Origin of the sequence: Pseudofulvibacter geojedonensis (assembly GCF_042675745.1) — a bacterium.
GTDB lineage: Bacteria > Bacteroidota > Bacteroidia > Flavobacteriales > Flavobacteriaceae > Pseudofulvibacter > Pseudofulvibacter geojedonensis.
On record NZ_JBHTJM010000002.1, the window covers coordinates 68708 to 89848 of the forward strand.

Consider the following 21141-nt stretch of genomic DNA (forward strand, 5'->3'; position numbering starts at 1 on the left):
CCTTATAAGTTTGCTTTCTTATAAGGTCTTTTTTATAAATAAAATATGAATAGAATATTTCTTTACATTTTATTATTAACTAGCTGTTTAGTATTTAGTCAGCCAGGAGTAACATTTTCTAACAACACCACGATTTCTGTATTAACATGTGGAGTTGGAGATGAACTATACAGTCAATTTGGACACAGTGCTATTAGAATAAAAGATCATCAGACAGGGTTAGATTTGGTTTATAACTATGGTGTTTTTGATTTTGATGACCCGAATTTCTATACCAACTTTGCCAAAGGAAAACTTATATACAAAATGGGGTATACAGATATTGCTAATTTTTATGCCCAATATCAATGGGAAAATAGAGAAGTTAAAGAGCAAGTTTTAAACTTAACCCCTATGCAAGAAAGAAAACTTATTAACTTTTTACAGAATAACATAAAACCAGAAAACACTAAATATCAATACGATTTTTTGTTTAATAACTGTGCTACCAAAATTACAGAAGTTTTAAATGAAGTATTAGAACATAAAGTTGTATACAATAGAAATCATATTACTACCCATTATACTTTTAGAGATTTAATAAACAACCACGTTCCTTATAACACATGGGCAAACGTAGGTATTAATATTGCTTTAGGAAGTGTTATAGATGTAAAGGCTACTAAAGAGCAGCACGATTTTTTACCCAGTTATGTTTTTCATTCATTGCAAGCAGCTAAACTTAATAAAAAACCATTGGTTAAAGTTCCAAAAACGTTAATTAAAAAAGAGGAATCTAGAATTCCAACAAGTAACTTCTATACAAGTCCAATATTTATATTTTCAATATTAGGTCTCTTTACAATAATTATAACTTTTCGTGATTTTAGAAATAAGACTAGAAGTAAAATATTCGACTTTTTTATTCTGTTTATAACAGGAACTATAGGCTTTTTTATAGTACTGCTATGGTTTGCTACAGACCACACAGCTACTGCTAACAACTTTAATTTACTTTGGGCTTTTACTCCTAATATAATTATTACATTTAGCATATTTAAAAACCGAAAATGGCATGATAAATATTTTTTACTTGCCTTTATATTAATGGTTGTTATGGGACTTGTATGGATACTTAAAATTGAAAAGTTTGCTATTAGTTTAATTCCTTTTTTAATAGCCTTAGCAATAAGGTACTTGTATTTAAATAGATATTTTAAATTACAACAAGAATTATTTTGAGAATAGAGCAATTAACATTTACTCGCTTTATAGCTGCAATATCTATTGTAATCTTTCATTATGGATCTGGAAGCTCCTTGTTTAATAATGAGACTGTTTCATTTCTTTTTAATCAAGCAAACATTGGCGTAAGTTATTTTTATATACTTTCTGGTTTTGTTATGGTTATTGCTTATGGGAATAAAAATAAAATCGACTCCGGATTATACTTAAAAAATAGGTTAGCTAGAATATACCCAGTATACTTCTTAGCTATTTTTTTAATTATAGCTATTAGATTGTTTAAAGAAATAGATTACTACAATCTTCTATTAAACATATTTATGTTTCAGACTTGGATTCCAGAAAAAGCATTAACTATTAATACACCGGGTTGGTCTATATCTGTTGAGTTATTCTTTTATATTTTGTTTCCTATTTTATTAAACTACCTATACTCTAAGAAATCCCTTTCTAAAATAAGTTATATTATAATTAGCTTTTGGATTATTAGTCAAGTAATACATCACTTACTCATTTATAAAATAATTCACATTCCATATTATAACATAGTAGATTTGGCATATCACCCTATTATGCATTTAAATCAATTTTTAGTTGGAAATTTAGCTGGTTTATTTTTCATAAATAAGCTTAAAGAGAAACAGCATAATTATTTTTTAATTATATCTGTAATTATATTGTCTATTATCATTCTTTTGAAATACCCAATAGGACTCAACTTTCATAACGGTTTATTAGCAATATTATTTGTTCCTTTAATTTTATTTATTTCGCTAAGTAACGGGTATATTTCTAAACTTACTTCTAAAAAACCTTTTGTTTTTTTGGGCGAAATTAGTTTTGGTATTTATATACTTCAAGCACCTGTTTGGATTATATTTTCAGACTATAGACTTAATAAATACCTTGGGTTAGATAAAAATATAGATTTTACCAAAGCATTTTTTTTAAGACTTGTAATACTTATTTTTTTATCAATAATTAGCTACATATACTTTGAAAAGCCATTGCGAAATAAAATTAAAAAAGTATCTCTTACAAAGAGTGAAGGATAAATTAAAACGGCTTACTACTCTACTGTCCTCTAAAAAAAATGACAGTACTTAAGGTTTTGAGTACTATTTTAAAATCTAAGAAAATATTTCGATGTTTAATGTAAAATAAATCGTATTGTAATTTTAATAGGCTATCTTCTACAGTAGCTCCGTAACTGGTATTTACTTGTGCCCAACCTGTTAAACCTGGCTTTATAATATGTCTTGTAGAGTAAAACGGTATTTCCTTAGCCAATTCGCCTACAAAAACTGGTCTTTCTGGTCTAGGACCAATAACACTCATCTCTCCTTTAATAATATTTATAAATTGAGGAAATTCATCTAATCTAGTTTTCCTTAAAAACTTACCAAAACGAGTAACTCTAGAGTCATTTTTTTGAGCCCATACAGCTCCTTCTCTCTCTGCATTTACCACCATACTTCTTAATTTGTAAATATTGAAGGTTTTTCCGTTCTTACCAACTCGCTCTTGGGTATAAAACATTGGTCCTTTATTAGCAAATAAATTTCCTAAAAACACCAATGGAATTATAGTTAGAACCAAAAACAATCCTCCAATAAGTCCAAAAACAATATCAAAAAATCTATGTACCCATATATATAGTGGCTTATTATTGTATTTACTAAAAGGAAATTGCTTGTAAAATTCATTATCCTTAAAACTTACTTGTACTCTATTGGTTAAATCTTCATATACCTCTGCATATTCTTTAACTAAGTACCCATTATTAAAGGCTTGCAATAAATCGTTATATAACTTTTTAGATGAAAATTTAGAACTTCTTGTTACTATTATCTCATGTATTCCTTTATCTAATACAGTTAATAATTTATCAGATGAAATGGCTTTAGAATGAAATTTTGTATTACTCTCATCAGAATTAATGACATATTGAATATTATAATTAGTATCTGCCTCTTTAATTTCTTTTTCAATCTCTTTTAATCGATTTCCATCAGCTATTAAAATAACATTTTTTCTAAAAATAGGGGCGTTAATTAAATTGATATAAGCTAGCCTACCTAAGCATATAGATATTACAATTGAAATGAAGAAATAGATAATTTGAACCCTACTTTCTGGCAACTCTGGAGTTAGAAAAGGGGTTAAAATATAACATAAAACAGTAACTGAAACTGCTAAAACAATAGCTTTAAAGGATTTAAAAAAATCACTCGATTTTGTTAAATCATATAATTCAAAGACAGTTCCAAAGAATAGTAAATAACTTACTAAAAGAATAGACCATATCCATTTTCCTTCTTGAAGAGTAAAATAATCAAATTCAAAAACGCTACCTATTAAATGTAAACCTAACAAACTAAGTATTACATCTAAAAAACGGAGTAATAGTTTACGTTCTGATAATTCAAAGTGGAAAGTACCCTTTTTCTGCATTTATAATTACGAGCTATATTGGGGGGGCTAAGATAATTATATTAATACTGTTTAAACTAGTCAATAGTCGATTATTTATGCTTTTTAACTAGCTAAAACAGATAACCACTCCTTTTTTACCTCTTTCCAATCAAAACCTTCTACCTTTACTCTTGCCTGCTCAACAATTTTTATTGCTTTACTAGGGGTTTCTATAAGCGATTTAACTGCATTTGTCATATGTAAAACATTATTGGCCTCTACTAAAAGACCATCTATATCATTTTTAATTAAATACGACATTCCTCCTACATTAGTTGAAACTACTGGTAATCCTAAAGCCATTGCTTCTATAACGCTTATTGGTGTGTTATCAAAATCTGTAGGGTTGATAAATATATCATATTCACTAGCCAAATGGTGCCAAGCCTGTTTTGATAGTTTTCCTGTAAATACAACCGAATCTTCTAAATCTAATTTATTAACAAGCTCTTTACACTCTTGTAAAGTTCCATCTTTTTCAGGCCCAACCATGCATAAACTAGCAGTTGGATAATCTTTTTTTAATTCTTGTAAAACCTGTATGGCCAATTGTGGGTTATATATCTTGCTAAATGATCTAACAAAAAGCAAGTTGGGTTTAAACAACATTCTTTTCTTTAATTCATACTTACAAACTTCTATATTATTGGGTATAAATTTAACAGAGAAATTTTCTTTCTCAAAAGCTTCTTTTAGATAGTAAGATGGTGCAATATTAATATAAGAATGATTAAAAATCATCTTTGCTAAACCTGGTGATGATTTTAGTCTAGTTGGCAGCTTACCACCATGTAAGATAGGTATATATTTTAACTTTAAAACTCTGCATAATTGACTCACTAAAAATGCATAATAAAAATTTTTAGTACTATAGGTATCAATTAAAACATAATCAACTTGTTTACTCCATTTTAACACCGAAAAAAGCATCTCAAATAAACGTAAAAATTGATTCTCTTTTGATGAACTTACAGTTACAGTATAACCTTCTTTTCTCAATAATTGACTTAACTGAGCCATTACCGTAACGTTACTTGATTTGACATTATTTCCAATATACAGTATCATGATTGTAACGCTTTCTTTTTTGCTTCTATAGGTCTCTTTTTTTCAAAATGAACGTCTAATACCGCCAAACCGTAAATAAATGAGGGAAATGCAATACGCATAGCAGAGTGGTTTATTGTTAATAACCAAATTATTAAACATGAATAGAAGTATATATTATTTCTATTTTCTAATCGCAATATTAAAGGGGTTAATAACAATATTAAAAAGGCTACTAAACCAAATGTACCATGCTCGGCTAAAATTCTACTAAATTCATTATGAGAAGCTGCTACAATACCTGTCCTTTCTTGTCTATATTCTTTATTTTTTCCTACTCCTATTCCAAAAACAGGATTCTCAAAGAAAGCTTGAAACTCTACTAATATTAATTGTTTCCTTCCTGTTGTTACATCTTTTTTCTCTTGTCCTAATGCATTTTTATTGGTATACCTATTTTCTATTAAGCCAGAAGTTCTACTAACTGTATACAACCAAAGTACAACCCCTGATATAACAAAAAACGCAAACATTCTAACTACTTTTAAAACATACTTAGAGTTCCCTTTTAAAAATACCATTGCACAAAATACAATAGATGCTATTAAGGCCACTAATATTCCTCCTCTTGAGAAAGTAACCAGGCCTCTAAACACAATAACACATAAAATTGAAAATTCAATTAACATCTGAATTTTACTCATTTTATTTATTATCAGTCTTGTTATAAATACAAATATACCTGCTCCTAATATTGTTGCTACTTGATTTGGACCAAAACCTCCTGAAGTAGCAAAATTAGAAGCCGTACCTGTTACTACTTCTTTAACACTAGGGTTGTATAAAAATAAATAAACCGCTATAGAAACAACTGGCAATGCACTATAAAGAAACACCTTTGACAGTTGCTTCATAGTAACTTTTTTCTTGTAGCAAAAGAAAGCAAAAAAACCTAAAGAAACTGGACCGCTTAAGTTGAATGCTATCATTTTTCTTACCTCATCATTTAAATTATATTCAGTAATTACTATTGTAGAAAGTAGCAATAAAATATAAACTAAATAAACATATCCTTTAACAGAAGCAAAATCATACACTATAGCCAATAAAGGTAGTGCTATTAATAAATACTTATGAAGCTCATAAAAAAACAAGCCCCCCGTCATTCTAAAAAACACATCGCTAGTGGCTACATAAGCACAACACAATAAAACTGCAAAAGTTTTATTTCTCGCTACTAAAACAACAAAAAAACTCCCAAATAAAACTATTAAACTAAGTAACTTAGATAAAAATGGCAGCACGAAAACTGAAAAACCAATAGCTAGGTGCAATAATATCAAAAAAAGCTCTCTTTTATTTTTAAATAGTCTTTTTAGCATAAATATTTATTACTTTGTCTAAAACAGCTTGCTCACTGAAATTGGCTATAACATGTCTGTGAAGTTCGTTGCCTATATCATTCCTCAAATTACTATCTTTTATCAACCTTAACAAAGAGTCAGATAATTTTTTTTCATCTTCTTTTGGAACTAAAAGTCCTGTTTTATGATCAATAATTACTTTTTTACAATCGCCAACATCTGTTGATATTACAGCTAATTTGCTCTTACCATATTCTAATAAACTTATAGGTAAACCTTCTGATTTTGAAGATAAAACCCCTATCTCTGCCTGAGAAATAGTATTAATTACGTCTGGTACACTTCCATACACAAAAGCTTTATCTTTTAAATCTTTGACAATATTGTTTATGTCTTGTGAATACTCATCTTCAAAATCTTTACCTAAAAGATGTAGTGTCCAATCTGGATAACTCTCTAAAACAGTTTTAAATGCATTTAAAAGTAATAAATGATCTTTCTGTGGTCTTAAATTTGCTAAACATACAATTCTCTTACCTTTTTCTCCCTGAAGCTTCGTAGTTTTTATTTCTTCTGTATCGCTAGGTATAAAATTATTTAAAAGAATAGCTTCTTTAACGAAAAGTTTTTGCTCAACCCAAACTTTTAAATTGTGATTAACCACAATAGTATTATAAAAAAAAAGTGAAGCAATTTTTAAAGCCCCATGCTTTCTATTGTGTAAAAACTCACTATTTCCAAAATGATCATGCCATATTATCTTGACTCTTAGTCCAAATAACCTCATCACAAAAGCTGTAAAGAAAGAGGATGAATGTGCATGAATTATACTTATTCTATGTTGCTTAATAAACTTGCGAAGTCTAAAATATGAAGCAAAATCGAATGCACTTTTCTTTCTTAAAAGTAAATAAGGAACCTCTTTTTTTATATTATTTTTAAATGGACCTTCTTTTCTAGTAGCACATATTGCCGAAAAGGCAACCTTACTTTGCAAGCCGTTTGCTAAGGTTACAGCTAGTCTTTCTGCTCCTCCTGGTTCTAGTGAGTCTATTAACTGAAGTACTCTCATTCTACTAGCAATTTCTTAATTTCTGTTTCAAACTTATCTAATGTAAATTGACTTGACCATTTATAAGCTTGTTGTAATTTCTTTTTATATAGCATATGGTTACTTAAATAAGCTATCACCTCTTGTTCTATTTCATTTACGTTAGACGAAACAATACTTCCTCTCTCACCTTCACCTAACATATATGGTACACAAGATACTGGAGTACTTATAGGCAAACAACCAGAGCACATTGCTTCTGCAACCACTTTTGGCCAACCTTCTGACTTAGAAATAAATACTAAAAAATGTGATTGTTGAAAAGCCTCCTTAATAACTTCTTTATTTACATTACCATGAAGTTTTATAATCTCATCTAAATCATTTTCTTGAATGTAATTTACTATTTTTCCTTTCTCTGCACCATCCCCATATATATTTAAAACTACATCATAACCTCTTTTAAATAATTGTTGAATAACTTTAACACTTACTAATGGCTGCTTACCTGGGGTTAATCCTCCAACAAAAATAAAATTAATTTTTCCATCAAATGATTTAATTTTTAATGGACTTATTTCTGAAGCCAAATAAGTTGCGGTAAAAAATGGTTTAATGTTTTTACTTTGTTTAGGCCATTCACCATAGATCAATACTTTAATGTTTTTAGTTAAAAAAGTGTTTGATAAAATCCATCTTTGAATTTTATAACTTAAGGGCTGTTTCGCATTAGGATCCCAATTTCCAGCATATTTAGCTGTTTTAGGTTTGTTAGGAAATAATATTTGAACTATACAAGCTAATAAACTAATATTAGCTGGACATCTTAAATGAATATGGTCTGCCCATTTCATCCCAACATATATCTTATAAATAATTAAAGGTAGATTTACTAAACTTGTAGCAACTCCTTTTAAAGAATTAAAAAATAAAGATGGAGTTGAAAATATCGTAGGTTCTTTATCAAAATTAGAGAGTAATAATTCTTTATCATATTTTACAGGAGAAACGACACCTAACTCATTAATATGTTTAGACCATAAATTCATTTCATACACATAAGGAGCATAAGAAGAGTATTTACCTTCATTTTTTAGAGTTGGAGCCAAAGTAACTACTAAAAACTTCATTATATATATGCTTCAGAATTATTATTGTTAATAGCTACAGCTGGAACACCTACAACAGTAGTGCCTTCTTTAACATCTGTAACTACTAAAGAATTAGCTCCTATTACACTATTATTTGCAACAGTTATTTTACCAGCGATAACAGCATTTGCTGCTATAAAAACATTATTTCCTATTACTGGCACACCTCTCTTATCTCCCCTACCGCTTACACCAACGGTAACTCCTTGTGCAATATTACAATTGTCTCCTATTATTGCTTTAGGATGAATAATAATATGTCCGTGATGAGCTATATAAAAACGAGTACCAATTGTTGCTGCATAAGGCAAAGATATACCTGTAATTATTTCAATAAACTTTTGAAAACAGACAGCCATTAACAACAATATCTTTTTTATTAATGAGGGTATTTTGCTTTTATAAATACCATTAGATATCCTGTAAACAAATAAGGCCCATAAACCTTGTGTTGTTATTATTAATATTAAAGAAGGCTTATTACCACTATACTTCTTGTATTTTTCAATATCTAATTTAAACTTCTTCATAAATTATCTTAAAACAGATGGCTTGTTAAATAATAAACTAAACCACCCATAAACTCTTCCTAATGCCTCTGTAAAAGCTTCTTTTTTCTTATTTGTAGTAATTACATTGGTAAACCTTAGCAAAGTTAATAATAGTGCTATAGCATTCCACTTAAAACGAGCTGTTAAAGATGGATTAATATATTTTACTCTCCAAACATACCAACCATTTCTTAATACCATTTTTCCGTATTTAAATTGGTTTGGTCTTCCAGATTCATCATGATGATGCTCCAATCTTGCCGAAGTATTTACATATAACTTCCCTTTTTTTGCTAACCGTAAACTAAAATCGGCATCTTCATACAAGCCATATCCTTCAAAATATGTAGAAAATTTCATTTCTTCAAAAATCTGTTTTCTAAATGAAGAAACTCCCCCCATAAACTGTTCTACCTGATATATTTTGTTACTAGGAGGCAAAAAACTTATAGGCCTTCCATTTGAAAAAGTTGGCATAAATCCAGGATTCGTTTTGTCAATAAGCCCAAGTTTTTTTCTTAATAAAAATCTACTCGAGTCTTTTCTAACCCAACCATCATAATAAAACTCATTATTCAATACTTCATTTGAAGCTTGCTTCCAACTAACTTCATTAGTAATATAGCCTCCTACTGCTAAAGCATCAGGCTTATCGTTATATGTACTTATAATATTTTTAAAATAGTTAGTCTCTAAAATTGTATCGTCATCTAAAAAGCAAATTATTTCTGAATGTTCATCTACTTTAGCTATTCCAAAATTTCGTTGTTTGGTTAAACCCCTATCTTTTGGCAATACTTTAAAATACTTTAGTTCATTAAATACATTAAGCTCTAATGCTTTTTTAGTATCATCGTTAATAGATCCGTCAATAATTAATATCTCGTTAGGATACAAACTTTGGGCTTTTACAGACTCTAATAGTGTTATTAGAGCTTTTGGACGCATATAAGTACAAACAATTAAACTAAACTTCATCAACCTTACTTTTCTGAATTAAAGATTTGGCCAGTAAGATACTTTTATCCCATCTTAAATTCATTACTCTAATATACTTAAAAGGATTTTTTATTTGTTGCTTTTTAAAATACTTTAAAAACAACATTACCCTATAACCTCTAAGTTGATATTCAGTTTGATGCTTTATATTAAAAGCCATTACTGTAGGTGATGGCTTTGGTTGCACCTCGTCTAAATCCCAACTATTAACATTTTTTACTCTAAAACCTCCTATTGGGGCTTTTAAGTGTAACATACTTATCATTGGGGCAAATAAAATATCTACTCCCTTTTTTCGAATTTGCATACCAAAATCTGCATCTTCACCATAACCAAACTCATGTTCAGATTTAAAATTTAAATCTTTTATAACTTCAGATTTAACGATACTTGTACCTGAACCAAAATGAGCGCTTTGTTTAACAAAAGAATCCTTTATATTTTCTCCCTTTTGCAAACAATTTATTACTAAAGCTTTTACTCCGTACTTATTAATTTTACGCATTGAACTACTTAGTAAATCTTCATTAAAACGAATATCATCATCAGCAAAAAACACCCAATTACTAGTTACTTCGTTTAAAGCTAAATTTCTAGCATTACAAGCTCCTGTTCGGTGTATGAACTTATGTTTAATTTGAAATGGCCAACTATTATTGGTTAAATAATCTAATTCTGTTTCTGAACCTTTTTCTGGATTTTGCTCTATTATTATAACACTTTTAGGTAAAAGGGTTTGTTGTGCTAGATCTTTTAATACATCTAATAGAGGACCTTTCCTTCCTAAAGTAGGAATAATAACGTCTAAAGTAAAATCTTTAGTTAAAACCTCATCTTTGTTAGATTGAATTCTGATAGTACTAAAATCATTTTTAACCAAAGGAATCTTTTTTGAAAAAAGAGCTTGAACAAATGGAATAAGAAATAATTTTCTTTCAAAAATTAATCCATTCAATAAAAATAAATATTGCCATACATATTTATAATTACTTTTTAAAAATATAAAAAATGCTTTATCTATTGAACTCTCAGTCTCAGCATTAATATCTTGTTTATGAATTAATAAGCGAGGCTCATAGGTACATAGTAGTCCATTAGGCATAGCTCGTTTAGATATATAGTTTATAAAATAATTAAAACTAAAATTATAAGTTAATAAGTATTCATATTTTAAAAGAACTTTAGAATAAACACCTCCAACTTCTGATGACATTAACCAAGTAGGATAGGTTTTTTCTTTATTAACATTTATAAAAACAGATTGCTCTACATATCCTATTCTAGCGTTAATAGCAAAATCTTTCTGATTAGAATAAGAAGCCATAATTAAATTATGATGAAATATATCTTTTATCTTATCATAAGCTATATTAGTTTCATGTTTTAGGTTAGCCCAAATAAGTAGTTTGTTTGAATATTGCTTTGCTAAAAGCAGCAAATTTTCTTGTATTGATAATTCTTTATTAAAACTTATTGAAGTTTTATTTTCAGCATCATAAACTTTTACAACTATATTATTTTGATGAAAGACAACTAACATTCAGCTATTACTTTTTTGTATAATAATACGTTCTCTTGATAGCTAGTTTCACTATTAAATTTATCTTTAATAACTTGTCTGGCTTTCTCTCCCATCTGCTTTGCTTTTGTCGGGTTAGATAACAAATCTAAAATTTTATCTGCATATAGTTGATGATCGATTGGATTAACACAATAACCCGTTTCTCCGTTTATCATCAATTCGTTAGCCCATCCTATATTAGATGTCACTAATTGCTTTTCTAAAACCATTGCTTCTAACCAAGTCATAGGAAAAGCTTCTGCAAAACTTGGCAATAGCACTATGTTCGCTTTTTTGATATAACTATCTACTTCTTCGTAAGGCACGCTAGGTATGTATATAAACCTTTTTAACGCTTCTGCTGTTAATTGATTTTTAAACATTTCTAAAGTAGAAACTTGAGTAAATACATCTATAGTATCTCTTCCTAACAAGGTAATTGTAACTTCTTTATCTTCTTCTATAACCTTGTTGAAAATAGAAGCCAATTCTAATACCCCTTTTTTTCGTATTAAAGCACCAAAATACAACAATGTTTTTCTTTCTATTTTTGAATGATCTGGAACAAATTGATTTGGGTTTATGGTATTATGAATCGTTTCTACTAGTATGCTTAGTTTAAATAATTCTTTAGTCTTTTCTGCTACAAAATGACTTACTCCTACAATTTTAGTAGCTCCTTTTAAAGCCTTTTTTTCAAATAACTTATTCTTGAACTTTACTTTTCTTTTATCTAAATGACAAAAATAAGTATCTGAACCGTGTAAGCGTATCACAAGCGGAATGGAAAATTTCATAAAAGCTGTTATACCTGTCCACTCTGGAGCTTCTAGAATAGATATATTATCTTTTTTAACTACTGAAGATATATATTGCTGAATGTACTTTCTATTAACCCACCAAGTAAACCCCTTTAGTTTTTTCTGCTTTATAAAATGAACTTTAATACCGTTATCTTCAAAAACTTTACTCTCTGTATGACTATGAACAAAAACAGTTACTTTATAATTGCCTTTATGCAATTGGTTAGCTAAATTCTTAGTAAATGTTCCTATACCCCCAATACCTTTTTTAAATAGTTCATGAGGATATTCTGAAGTAATAAATCCTACATGCATGGCAAAAGATTTACATGGTCATCAACCATTTTTTCTAAATAAAATTGCTCTTTTATTATATCTGAAGTATCGATATTTATAGCTTTCTTTTCTTCTACTATATCTTTTATAATAACTGACAGTTTATTTACATCGCCTGGGTTATGAATATATCCATTTACACCATCTTTAATTACCTCTAAATTTCCTCCAACTGTTGTTGTTATTACAGGAATGTTAGCCGATAAACTTTCTAATATCGATAAACTAAAACATTCCATATAAGTAGGTTGCAACATGTATCTATACTTGCAAAACAATTCATTTAAATTAGGTGAACTACCTTTAAAAAAGACAGTGTTATTTAATGAAAAATCATTAGACATTTTCTTTAAGTCATCCTCATAAGGACCTTCTCCATAAATATCTATTTCTACTTCTTTTAATATTTTATTTGGTAAAAGACTAAGTGCTTTTAATAAATCTTGAATTCCTTTAGACTCACGCAAATGAGAAGCTACAATAAAGGTATTTTTATTTTCGGTTATTCTTTTATTAAAAACATTAGTATCTATACCGTTATAAACCACTTTTGTTTTTGATTTTAAATGTGCTCCAAAATCATTTATAATATGATTAACAGTATATTGAGAAACTCCAATAAAAGCATCTATATATTTACTGTATAAAAACCCTGATAACCTTTTCTTTAAACGCTTTTTTAGAGGAAAACCATTTAATGGTCTAGGGTTATGATCTACACATATGATATACGGATTAATAACTTGTTTTAACTTCTTGTAAAAAGGAGTACATAATTCTGTAAAGTGTGAAACAACTGTATCGTATTTAACTTTATTATTTTTTATATGATCTAAAAAATACATTTCTACACTTGCCCCATTAGCATGATAGATAGTTAAGTCTTTATAAAAGTTATACTTTTCTGCTTTAGTAAAAAACCATTCTACTTCATATTCCTTCTTCTTTAATACTTCATCATACATTTTATAAAAACGATCCATCCCTCCTAACCTATCAGGTTGAAGTGTATAATTACATACTATTGCTATCCTTTTCTTCATTTATCGGTATTCTCTATAAATTTATCTACCATTATTTTTGTAAATGCTTTTGCTCCTGCGTCTACCAAATGAGTACAATCATGAAAATATTCTGGCTTGTTATTAAAAACAGATGCCAAATTAACCAATTTAGGTATTTTCTCTTCTAACTTAGTTAGATAATTTTTATTGGTAGCCTCAATACATATAGGTGCTGTGTAGTATACCACATTCCATTTATTCTTTTTCACTAAGCCCTTAATAGACTCAAAAGCTACATTTTTTGAAATAATTGTTTTAGGTAAACCTCCCTCTCTTTTTAAATTACGATAAAGGGGGTAATAACCAGACTCCATTGAAGTTCTAGTTTTTTTATTAATCAAAGTACTAAAAAACTCTCTAAAACCAATTTTATAATCAAATACCATATACTTATAAAAAGGTATATACCTTAAAAACCAAGCATTAGGCTGTCTTCTTTTTAACTCGCTATATACAAAAGGATCATCTATATATGGTATTAACATACTATTGATAATATCTGAGTAGTTGTTCGAATTATATGAAAAGTCAATTTGAACAAAAATTTTCTTAGTTTTAATTTTACAAAACTCTACCAGTTTTAGCATTAATAGGTAATCTTCAACACTACCTCCTTGAATTCCTAAATTTAATGCTGAATGACCTGTTTCTGAAGTGATAATTTCTGGATCTATCCCGTTGTCAACCCTACTAGAACCTATAAATAAATAATCTATTTCCTTATTTTTTTGAGACAACAAATAGCTAATCTTGGTTCTTGGATTTCTATTTTTATATACATAAGAATATGAGTAATCTAATATGTATAAACATGCTATAATTACAATTAATAACTTAAGTAAATAAATGCAAAACTTTCTCATTAAAACTGAAAATAAATGAAATCTTGATGGTTAGAATATACTCCAAAAACCAACATTAAAACAATTATAAAAAGTATTTTAATCGTTTTATAATTACCTGTAAATGGATGTTCTTTCTCTCTGTGAAACCATTCAAATAGTAATAAAACAAAGATCAAAGGTAACATTTCTATAGAATATCTATCCATACTCAAATATGGAATATCGAAACTCATCTTAATGAACATATTCTTACAATAATTATAAGCCATAGCAATATTATCTGCTCTAAAAAAAATCCACGCCAAACAAACTATTAAAAAGGTTGTCATCATATTAATGCCCTCTTTGAATGATGGCATCAGCTTTCCTGAAGCAATAGGACCAACATTTTTCCTGTTTTTATTTAAAAACAATAGTGGCATAAAAAATAATGCGTGCAAAGCTCCCCAAACTACAAAGGTCCAATTGGCACCATGCCAAAAACCACTAACCAAAAATATAATAGCAACATTTCTAAACTGATTAAGCTTACTTCCTCTACTTCCGCCTAAAGGAATATAGAGATAATCTCTAAACCACGTTGATAAAGATATATGCCAACGTCTCCAAAACTCTGCTATATCTCTAGAAAAATAAGGCTTTTTAAAATTGGTCATTAAATCAAAGTTAAAAAGCTTTGCTACACCTATAGCAATATCAGAATAACCACTAAAATCACCATAAATTTGAAATGCGAAGTAAAATGCTCCAAGCAAAAGTGTTAAACTACTTGCACTCTCATAAGTGTTAAAAATGGCATTAACATAAGTTGCACAACTATCTGCTATTACTATTTTTTTAAATAGCCCCCATAACATTAAATGAATACCATCTATAGCCTGAGATAAATTAAACTTTTTCTTTTTATAAAACTGAGGTAATAAGTTTGTAGCTCTTTCTATTGGACCAGCTACTAATTGAGGAAAAAAAGCAACAAAAGTTGCAAAAGCTATAAAATTTTTACTCGGTTTTAACTTTCCTCTATAAATATCGATAGTATAACTTAATGTCTGAAAAGTGTAAAATGATATTCCTACAGGCAAAATAATATTTAAAGAAGTCTTATGCATCTGAACTCCAAAAGTTGCCCAAGCATTAACCCAGCTATCAATAAAAAAATTGAAATATTTAAAAAACAATAAAAGTCCTAAATTTACAAAGAGACTCGTATATAATAATAGTTTTCTTTTTTTAAGATTTATAGATTTACTTATAGCTAAACCTATAAGGTAATCTACTATTGTACTAAATAGTATTAAAAATAAAAAACGCCAATCCCACCAACCATAAAAAACATAACTAGCAATAAGGAGGAGAGCGTTTTGATATTGTAACTTTTTATTATTTAGTGCCCAAAAACAAAAAAATACAATTGGCAAAAAGCATAAAAAAACTAAAGAGTTAAATAGCATTTAAATTTGATTAAGAGCCTCTACAATTCTTTTACTAGTTCCTTTTAGTGGCTTGCCGATTTCTAAAGCTAATATTTTATCTCTATTAACTTTATTTTTCTCTGGAGAAGCTAACTCTAAATTTATAGCTGTTATTAAGTCATCTTCATTTTTAGCTACAACTACTCCCTTTGTATCTATAACATGACTATAATGAACATATTTTAAATATTTTTGATCGTTGTATAAACCATTTTCTTTATTTCCGAAAACGGCATTAATAACTGGCTTATCAAATAAAATAAAATCTAAACTCATTGTTGAGCACATGTTAATATTTATGTCTGAATAAGCTAATAAAGCTCTTAAATCACATAAATCTTTAAAAGATGGTACTCTTTGCGACCATGTTTCTGGATGATCTGTTCTTGTTAAAGGCCAATCTGGAAAATTCCACTTAATAAATGGGTATTCATCAATTAAATCTAAAAACCTGGTTTCATCTTCAGCTGGCGATGTTCTGACTATTAAGTTTACTTCTTCTTTGATTTTGTTATTTTTAATAGCTTCGGCTATTGTTTTTATATATAAAGGATCTAATCTACTGGTAGACTTATCTCCACAACTGTAATATATGGTCTTTTTATCTTTATCTAAATTAAAGTACTCATGATAATATTCTTTATTCTTCTTATATGCTTCTAAAACATATGGTTCGAATTGAGGAGTTCCTACAATTGTTACTTTTTCTGATTTAACAGAAGGGTAAAAATGCAATAATTCTTTTTTCATTAAATCACTCCACACAAAATAACTATCAAAATCACCTAACATTCTACCTTTAGATGCTAAATTATCCCAACTAAAAATAAATGAACTAGATGGAATATTACAAGCCTTAGCTGCAGCCAAAAAAGGAGCTAAATTAGCTGGGCGTTGGTGAGAGAAAAAAATATGTGACGGTATATTTTCTTTAATAACAGATAGGTATTCTCTATACGTATTATTACTTGTATATGTTTTATACTGCCAGTTTTCATATCTTTTTATCCAAGATTCACTTTTAAAAACTGTAGTTAACCAATAAACTAATAAGGTTAAATAATCTCTCTTTGATTTTAGTTTCTTTGGGTAACCATTTTCTAAACTACATTTTATACCAAAATGCTTCTTGTGCAGCTGCATATGAGCTACTTCCTTTAGCTTACGGTATAACCAAGTAAAAGAAGTTTCTCTATATATTTTTAATTCTTTTATAGTAACATTATTGGGTATATCTTGATGGTGGTAAACAGACTTTAATAAGCCTGAGTATATAACTACTTCATCATTTAATGCAGATGCTTCTTTTAAAAAATCACTTAAAATAAAATTTCTATAACCTACTCCATCAGCTATAACAACTCCTAATCTCTTCATTATTTTTTAATTATATCAAGTATTTTATCTACAACAAAACTTTCTGTCTTTTCTATAGACTCATAAGTATTACCACCTATATGAGGTGTAATAATTACATTATTATTGTTTTTAGCGTACTCTATTAACGGATGCTCACTAATGTTAGGTTCTCCATATAAAACATCGGTTGCATAACCTGCTAAACTATTATCATTTAGTTTTTCAATTAGATCATTTTCATTTACTAAACCTCCTCTAGCTGTATTTACTATATAAGCATTAGGTTTCATTAAGTTTAAACGAGATTTATTAACTATAAAATGATTCTCCTCATTATAAGGCAAATGAATAGAAAGAACATCTACCTTTTCAAATAGCTCTTCTATTGTTTTACAATTATGATAAGGTACATTTTGTTCTGTTGTATCAAAATAATAAACTTCCATACCAAAAACAGAGGCATATTCAGCTACTATTTTTCCTAGTCTTCCTAAGCCTAAAATACCTATACTTTTTTTATACAATTCTGAACCTTGAAACAAATACCTGTTCCAGTTCCCTTGTTCAGTATGTTTATAGGCATTTTTTGATTTTCTAATAAGTGTTAATAACAATCCTATAGTATGCTCTGCAGTAGCTCTTACTTCTTTTAAAAATTCTGACTCTCCTTTTAAACTTATAACTTGTATTCCAAACTCTTTACATGCATTAATATCTATGTGGTCTAAACCTGTAGCTGCACAAATAATGTACTTACAATTAACATCTTTTAAAATATCTCTTGTAAGTTGATGGTTTAGTCTAAACCAAAAAATATCACACTCATTTAAAGCTTTTTTTAATTCTAAATGGTTAGAAATACTAATGTACTTAATATCAGACACTGCATGCAATTTTGCATAAGTTGCACTAGAAATTTCATCAATTCCAGAGATATGAGTAATATATCTTTCCATTTATAATTTTCCTAATTTCCATTCCTTAATCAAAACTTCAACAAGCAATAAATCTCTTTCTGTATCTACATTTGCCCATAAAGACTCTGGCATTACATAAGCTTTTTTATTATCTGTCATTAACTTTTTAGTTTGCTTAAAGGCTTCTGTTTTTATTGCATAAATACAACCATTTCTTAAATAAACTGGTGATAAATCTTGCCTTCTAGCTCTTTCTTTACTCTTTTCTAAAGGAGTCATTTCTAAACGAGCACCCAAATTATACATTCTTGCTGGATGAATATCTTCTAGCTCAATAACCGATACAACATTATCAAGATTATTATCTTCTATAAACATTGTTATTACTTTGTCTATATCTTCACCTGTTCTTATAGGTGCTGTTGGTTGTAAAAGAATTATTATATCATATTGAGTTGTTGTCGTTTTTAAAACTTCTTCAATAACTTGTTCTATTGGGCTATTATCTTGAGCTGTAACAGCAGACCTTTTAAAGATATTTTGGGTATACTTTTTTGTAACTTCAATAATATCATCACTGTCTGTAGCAACTAAATAATCTGTTAATAGTTTACTCTCTTTAGCTGCATCTACCGCATAAAATAGTAAAGGTTTACCAGCAACATTTCTTATGTTTTTATTTTTTACACCTTTAGATCCCCCTCTAGCAGGTATAATAGCTAAGGTTTTCATTGTTAGTATACTATTGTTTTATGAAAGCTTAAAGAGGTTTTAGCTAATATTTCGGCGATTTTGTTTCCAGAAGTACCATCTCCATAAATAACTTCTTTTTTAATGTTTGTAGCTGATATTCTTTCTAATATTGCTTCTTTAATTGCTTCTTTATCATAAGCAACATCTACAACATTACTTCCTCTTTGCCTTCTGTTTTGTCTAGTTCCTATGTTTACTGTAGGAACACCTAAATAAGAACATTCTCTAATTCCTACACTAGAGTTTCCTATTAAACATTTGCTATTCACCAATAACCTTAAAAAATCATTGGGTTCCATATTTTTAAAGAAATGAATATTTTTAGGTTTTTGCAACTCTCTAAAAGTTCTTATACCACTTGATGTTCCATCAGATCCTGCATCTACATTCGGCCAAAACCAAAAAGTTGGTATTTGTAATTCGTTAATAGCTTCTAAGGTCTTTAAAACATCTTTTTTTGCTGAATGATACTCTGTTGTAACAGGGTGTTGCATAACAACCAAATATCCATCTTTCCATAAAATTTCTTCACCTACTCCTCCATACTTTTTAATCGGATCAAAATTTAACTCCGGATTTTCTTTAATATAATGAGCTAAATCTATAGATGGACAGCCAGTATTAAAAACAGTGTTAGGTTCTTCTCCCATTTTTAAGACTCTTTCTTTAGCCTCTTCTGAAGCTACCAAATGTAAATCTGCTAATTTAGTATTAGCATGACGTACTTTTTCATCTATATTGCCTGTTACCTCTCCTCCTTGAATATGAACTAAAGGTATGTTTTGGTATGAAGCAGCAATACTTGTTGCTATAGTTTCAAATCTATCTGCTATAGTTATTACTGCATCGGGTTGTAGCTTATGAAATACGTTAGCCAATTCCATAACACCTAAACCAGTAGTTTTAGCCATAGAAGTTGGGTTCTCTCCTTCTAAAACCATATACACCTTTTCTGCTATAACAAAACCATCTTGTTCTATAAAATCAACCGCATTTCCATACCTACCTAGTAAAGCTGAACCAGCTACAACTAACTGTAGTTCTAATTCTGAATGATTTTGGATGGCTCTTAACGCTGTTTTAATTCTACTATATGAGGGTCTAGCAGTTACAACTGCACATATTTTTTTAAGCATTACTTCTAATTTTCAACATAAATTCTATAATAAATCTTCTTCATTCAAAAAGCTCCATTTAGGCATTGATTGCTTTAGCTTTTTTCCTATTATTGTCTTATAATCGCTAGCTAATATACCATATCCCTTCGGCTTTTTAGTTTCTAAATCTGAAAAAGTTATTATATGGCCAGCAGGTAAGTCTTTATTGATAGCTAATGATTTTTCAAATATTTGCTTTAAAGTAGCATACTCTGAATTATCTGCCTTATCTATTGGATTTGTCAGTGCTCTTTCTATATTTCTAACTGCTCCTACCAATTTGGTGGTTTCATCTATTGTTAAAGATGATTTTGCATCTGGTCCAAACATTTCTTTATTAAAAACTACATGGAACTCTAAAATTTCTGCTCCTAAAGCTGTAGCTGCTATACAAGCTTCTTGTGACGCTGAATGATCTGAAAAACCTATAGAAACTTGATACCTTTCCTTTAATTCTTGAATTACATTTAATCCAAACTGTTCTGGAGAAGTTGGGTAAGATGTTGTACATTGTAATATAGAGTATAATACATTTCTTTCTTTTAAAAACTGTACTGTAGCGTCTAATTCCTTGTACGAACTCATTCCAGATGAAATAATAACGGGTTTTCCTGTTCGAGCTATTTTTTCTAATAATACAAAGTTATTTACTTCTCCAGATCCAACTTTATATCTTTTAACACCAACTTCTTCTAATAAATCTACTGCAGCATTACTAAACGGAGAACTCATAAACTCTAGCCCTGCCTCATCACAATGCGCTTTTAAACCTTTCCATTGCTGCAAAGTAAATTCCATACGTTTCCAATAATCCATTCTAGAATCATCTTGTTTAGAAAACTTAACTCTAAATGGCTCAAAAATGCTACTCTCTGCTTCAGCTATATGAGTTTGAAATTTTATAGCGTTTGCTCCTGTTTTGGCAACAGCATCTATATAGGCATGAGCCATACCTAAACTACCGTCATGCGCTTGAGCTATTTCTGCTATTATTAATGTCATATTTAAAAAT

19 protein-coding genes are annotated in these 21141 nt (G+C 28.9%); 2 read left to right on the top strand and 17 right to left on the bottom strand.

The annotated features are described in order from the left end of the window. Nucleotides 1-45 precede the first annotated feature (45 nt). Nucleotides 46-1221, top strand: a complete 1176-nt coding sequence (locus ACFQ1O_RS01085) for a lipoprotein N-acyltransferase Lnb domain-containing protein (RefSeq protein ID WP_377712416.1) — start codon at nt 46-48, stop codon at nt 1219-1221. After that, nucleotides 1218-2279, top strand: coding sequence for an acyltransferase family protein (locus tag ACFQ1O_RS01090; protein ID WP_377712418.1), 1062 nt, complete (start codon nt 1218-1220; stop codon nt 2277-2279). The genes ACFQ1O_RS01085 and ACFQ1O_RS01090 overlap by 4 nt, the downstream gene beginning before the upstream one ends. A gap of 19 nt (nt 2280-2298) precedes the next feature. Here ACFQ1O_RS01090 and ACFQ1O_RS01095 read toward each other — a convergent pair whose 3' ends face one another. The 17 genes from ACFQ1O_RS01095 to ACFQ1O_RS01175 form a co-directional block, all read right to left on the bottom strand. Beyond that, on the bottom strand, nt 2299-3678 hold the full coding sequence (locus ACFQ1O_RS01095; protein ID WP_377712420.1) for a sugar transferase: 1380 nt from the start codon (nt 3676-3678) through the stop codon (nt 2299-2301). 84 nt (nt 3679-3762) lie between these two features. Next, nucleotides 3763-4767 (bottom strand): glycosyltransferase family 4 protein, encoded by a 1005-nt coding sequence (locus tag ACFQ1O_RS01100; RefSeq protein ID WP_377712422.1) that lies wholly within the window; start codon nt 4765-4767, stop codon nt 3763-3765. Next, nucleotides 4764-6128: an O-antigen ligase family protein gene (locus ACFQ1O_RS01105; protein ID WP_377712424.1), complete on the bottom strand. Its 1365-nt coding sequence runs from the start codon at nt 6126-6128 to the stop codon at nt 4764-4766. Before ACFQ1O_RS01105 ends, ACFQ1O_RS01100 begins: the two co-directional genes overlap by 4 nt. Beyond that, nucleotides 6109-7182, bottom strand: coding sequence for a glycosyltransferase family 4 protein (locus ACFQ1O_RS01110; RefSeq protein WP_377712426.1), 1074 nt, complete (start codon nt 7180-7182; stop codon nt 6109-6111). Before ACFQ1O_RS01110 ends, ACFQ1O_RS01105 begins: the two co-directional genes overlap by 20 nt. Next, entirely contained in the window at nt 7179-8291 is a 1113-nt protein-coding gene (locus tag ACFQ1O_RS01115) for a glycosyltransferase family 4 protein (protein WP_377712428.1), read from the bottom strand. The genes ACFQ1O_RS01110 and ACFQ1O_RS01115 overlap by 4 nt, the downstream gene beginning before the upstream one ends. Further along, nucleotides 8291-8842 (bottom strand): serine O-acetyltransferase, encoded by a 552-nt coding sequence (locus ACFQ1O_RS01120; protein WP_377712430.1) that lies wholly within the window; start codon nt 8840-8842, stop codon nt 8291-8293. Before ACFQ1O_RS01120 ends, ACFQ1O_RS01115 begins: the two co-directional genes overlap by 1 nt. Before the next feature lie 3 nt (nt 8843-8845). Then, nucleotides 8846-9841 (bottom strand): glycosyltransferase family 2 protein, encoded by a 996-nt coding sequence (locus ACFQ1O_RS01125; RefSeq protein WP_377712432.1) that lies wholly within the window; start codon nt 9839-9841, stop codon nt 8846-8848. Further along, entirely contained in the window at nt 9831-11402 is a 1572-nt protein-coding gene (locus ACFQ1O_RS01130; RefSeq protein ID WP_377712434.1) for a glycosyltransferase family 2 protein, read from the bottom strand. Before ACFQ1O_RS01130 ends, ACFQ1O_RS01125 begins: the two co-directional genes overlap by 11 nt. After that, a complete protein-coding gene (locus tag ACFQ1O_RS01135; RefSeq protein ID WP_377712436.1) occupies nt 11396-12541 on the bottom strand; it encodes a glycosyltransferase family 4 protein in 1146 nt (381 codons plus the stop codon). Before ACFQ1O_RS01135 ends, ACFQ1O_RS01130 begins: the two co-directional genes overlap by 7 nt. After that, a complete protein-coding gene (locus ACFQ1O_RS01140; RefSeq protein ID WP_377712438.1) occupies nt 12532-13605 on the bottom strand; it encodes a glycosyltransferase family 4 protein in 1074 nt (357 codons plus the stop codon). The genes ACFQ1O_RS01135 and ACFQ1O_RS01140 overlap by 10 nt, the downstream gene beginning before the upstream one ends. Then, nucleotides 13602-14489: a hypothetical protein gene (locus tag ACFQ1O_RS01145; RefSeq protein ID WP_377712440.1), complete on the bottom strand. Its 888-nt coding sequence runs from the start codon at nt 14487-14489 to the stop codon at nt 13602-13604. The genes ACFQ1O_RS01140 and ACFQ1O_RS01145 overlap by 4 nt, the downstream gene beginning before the upstream one ends. Beyond that, nucleotides 14489-15649, bottom strand: a complete 1161-nt coding sequence (locus ACFQ1O_RS01150; RefSeq protein WP_377712442.1) for an MBOAT family O-acyltransferase — start codon at nt 15647-15649, stop codon at nt 14489-14491. The genes ACFQ1O_RS01145 and ACFQ1O_RS01150 overlap by 1 nt, the downstream gene beginning before the upstream one ends. Before the next feature lie 273 nt (nt 15650-15922). Then, the gene (locus ACFQ1O_RS01155) at nt 15923-17320 is read right to left on the bottom strand and encodes a hypothetical protein (RefSeq protein WP_377712444.1); all 1398 of its coding nucleotides are present in this window, start codon (nt 17318-17320) and stop codon (nt 15923-15925) included. Next, nucleotides 17320-18258, bottom strand: a complete 939-nt coding sequence (locus tag ACFQ1O_RS01160; RefSeq protein ID WP_377712446.1) for an NAD(P)-dependent oxidoreductase — start codon at nt 18256-18258, stop codon at nt 17320-17322. The genes ACFQ1O_RS01155 and ACFQ1O_RS01160 overlap by 1 nt, the downstream gene beginning before the upstream one ends. Continuing rightward, nucleotides 18259-18951 (bottom strand): acylneuraminate cytidylyltransferase family protein, encoded by a 693-nt coding sequence (locus ACFQ1O_RS01165; protein ID WP_377712448.1) that lies wholly within the window; start codon nt 18949-18951, stop codon nt 18259-18261. It abuts the gene before it with no gap. 2 nt (nt 18952-18953) lie between these two features. Further along, nucleotides 18954-20108, bottom strand: a complete 1155-nt coding sequence (gene neuC, locus ACFQ1O_RS01170) for a UDP-N-acetylglucosamine 2-epimerase (protein WP_377712450.1) — start codon at nt 20106-20108, stop codon at nt 18954-18956. A gap of 24 nt (nt 20109-20132) precedes the next feature. Then, on the bottom strand, nt 20133-21131 hold the full coding sequence (locus tag ACFQ1O_RS01175; RefSeq protein ID WP_377712452.1) for an N-acetylneuraminate synthase family protein: 999 nt from the start codon (nt 21129-21131) through the stop codon (nt 20133-20135). Nucleotides 21132-21141: the final 10 nt, after the last annotated feature.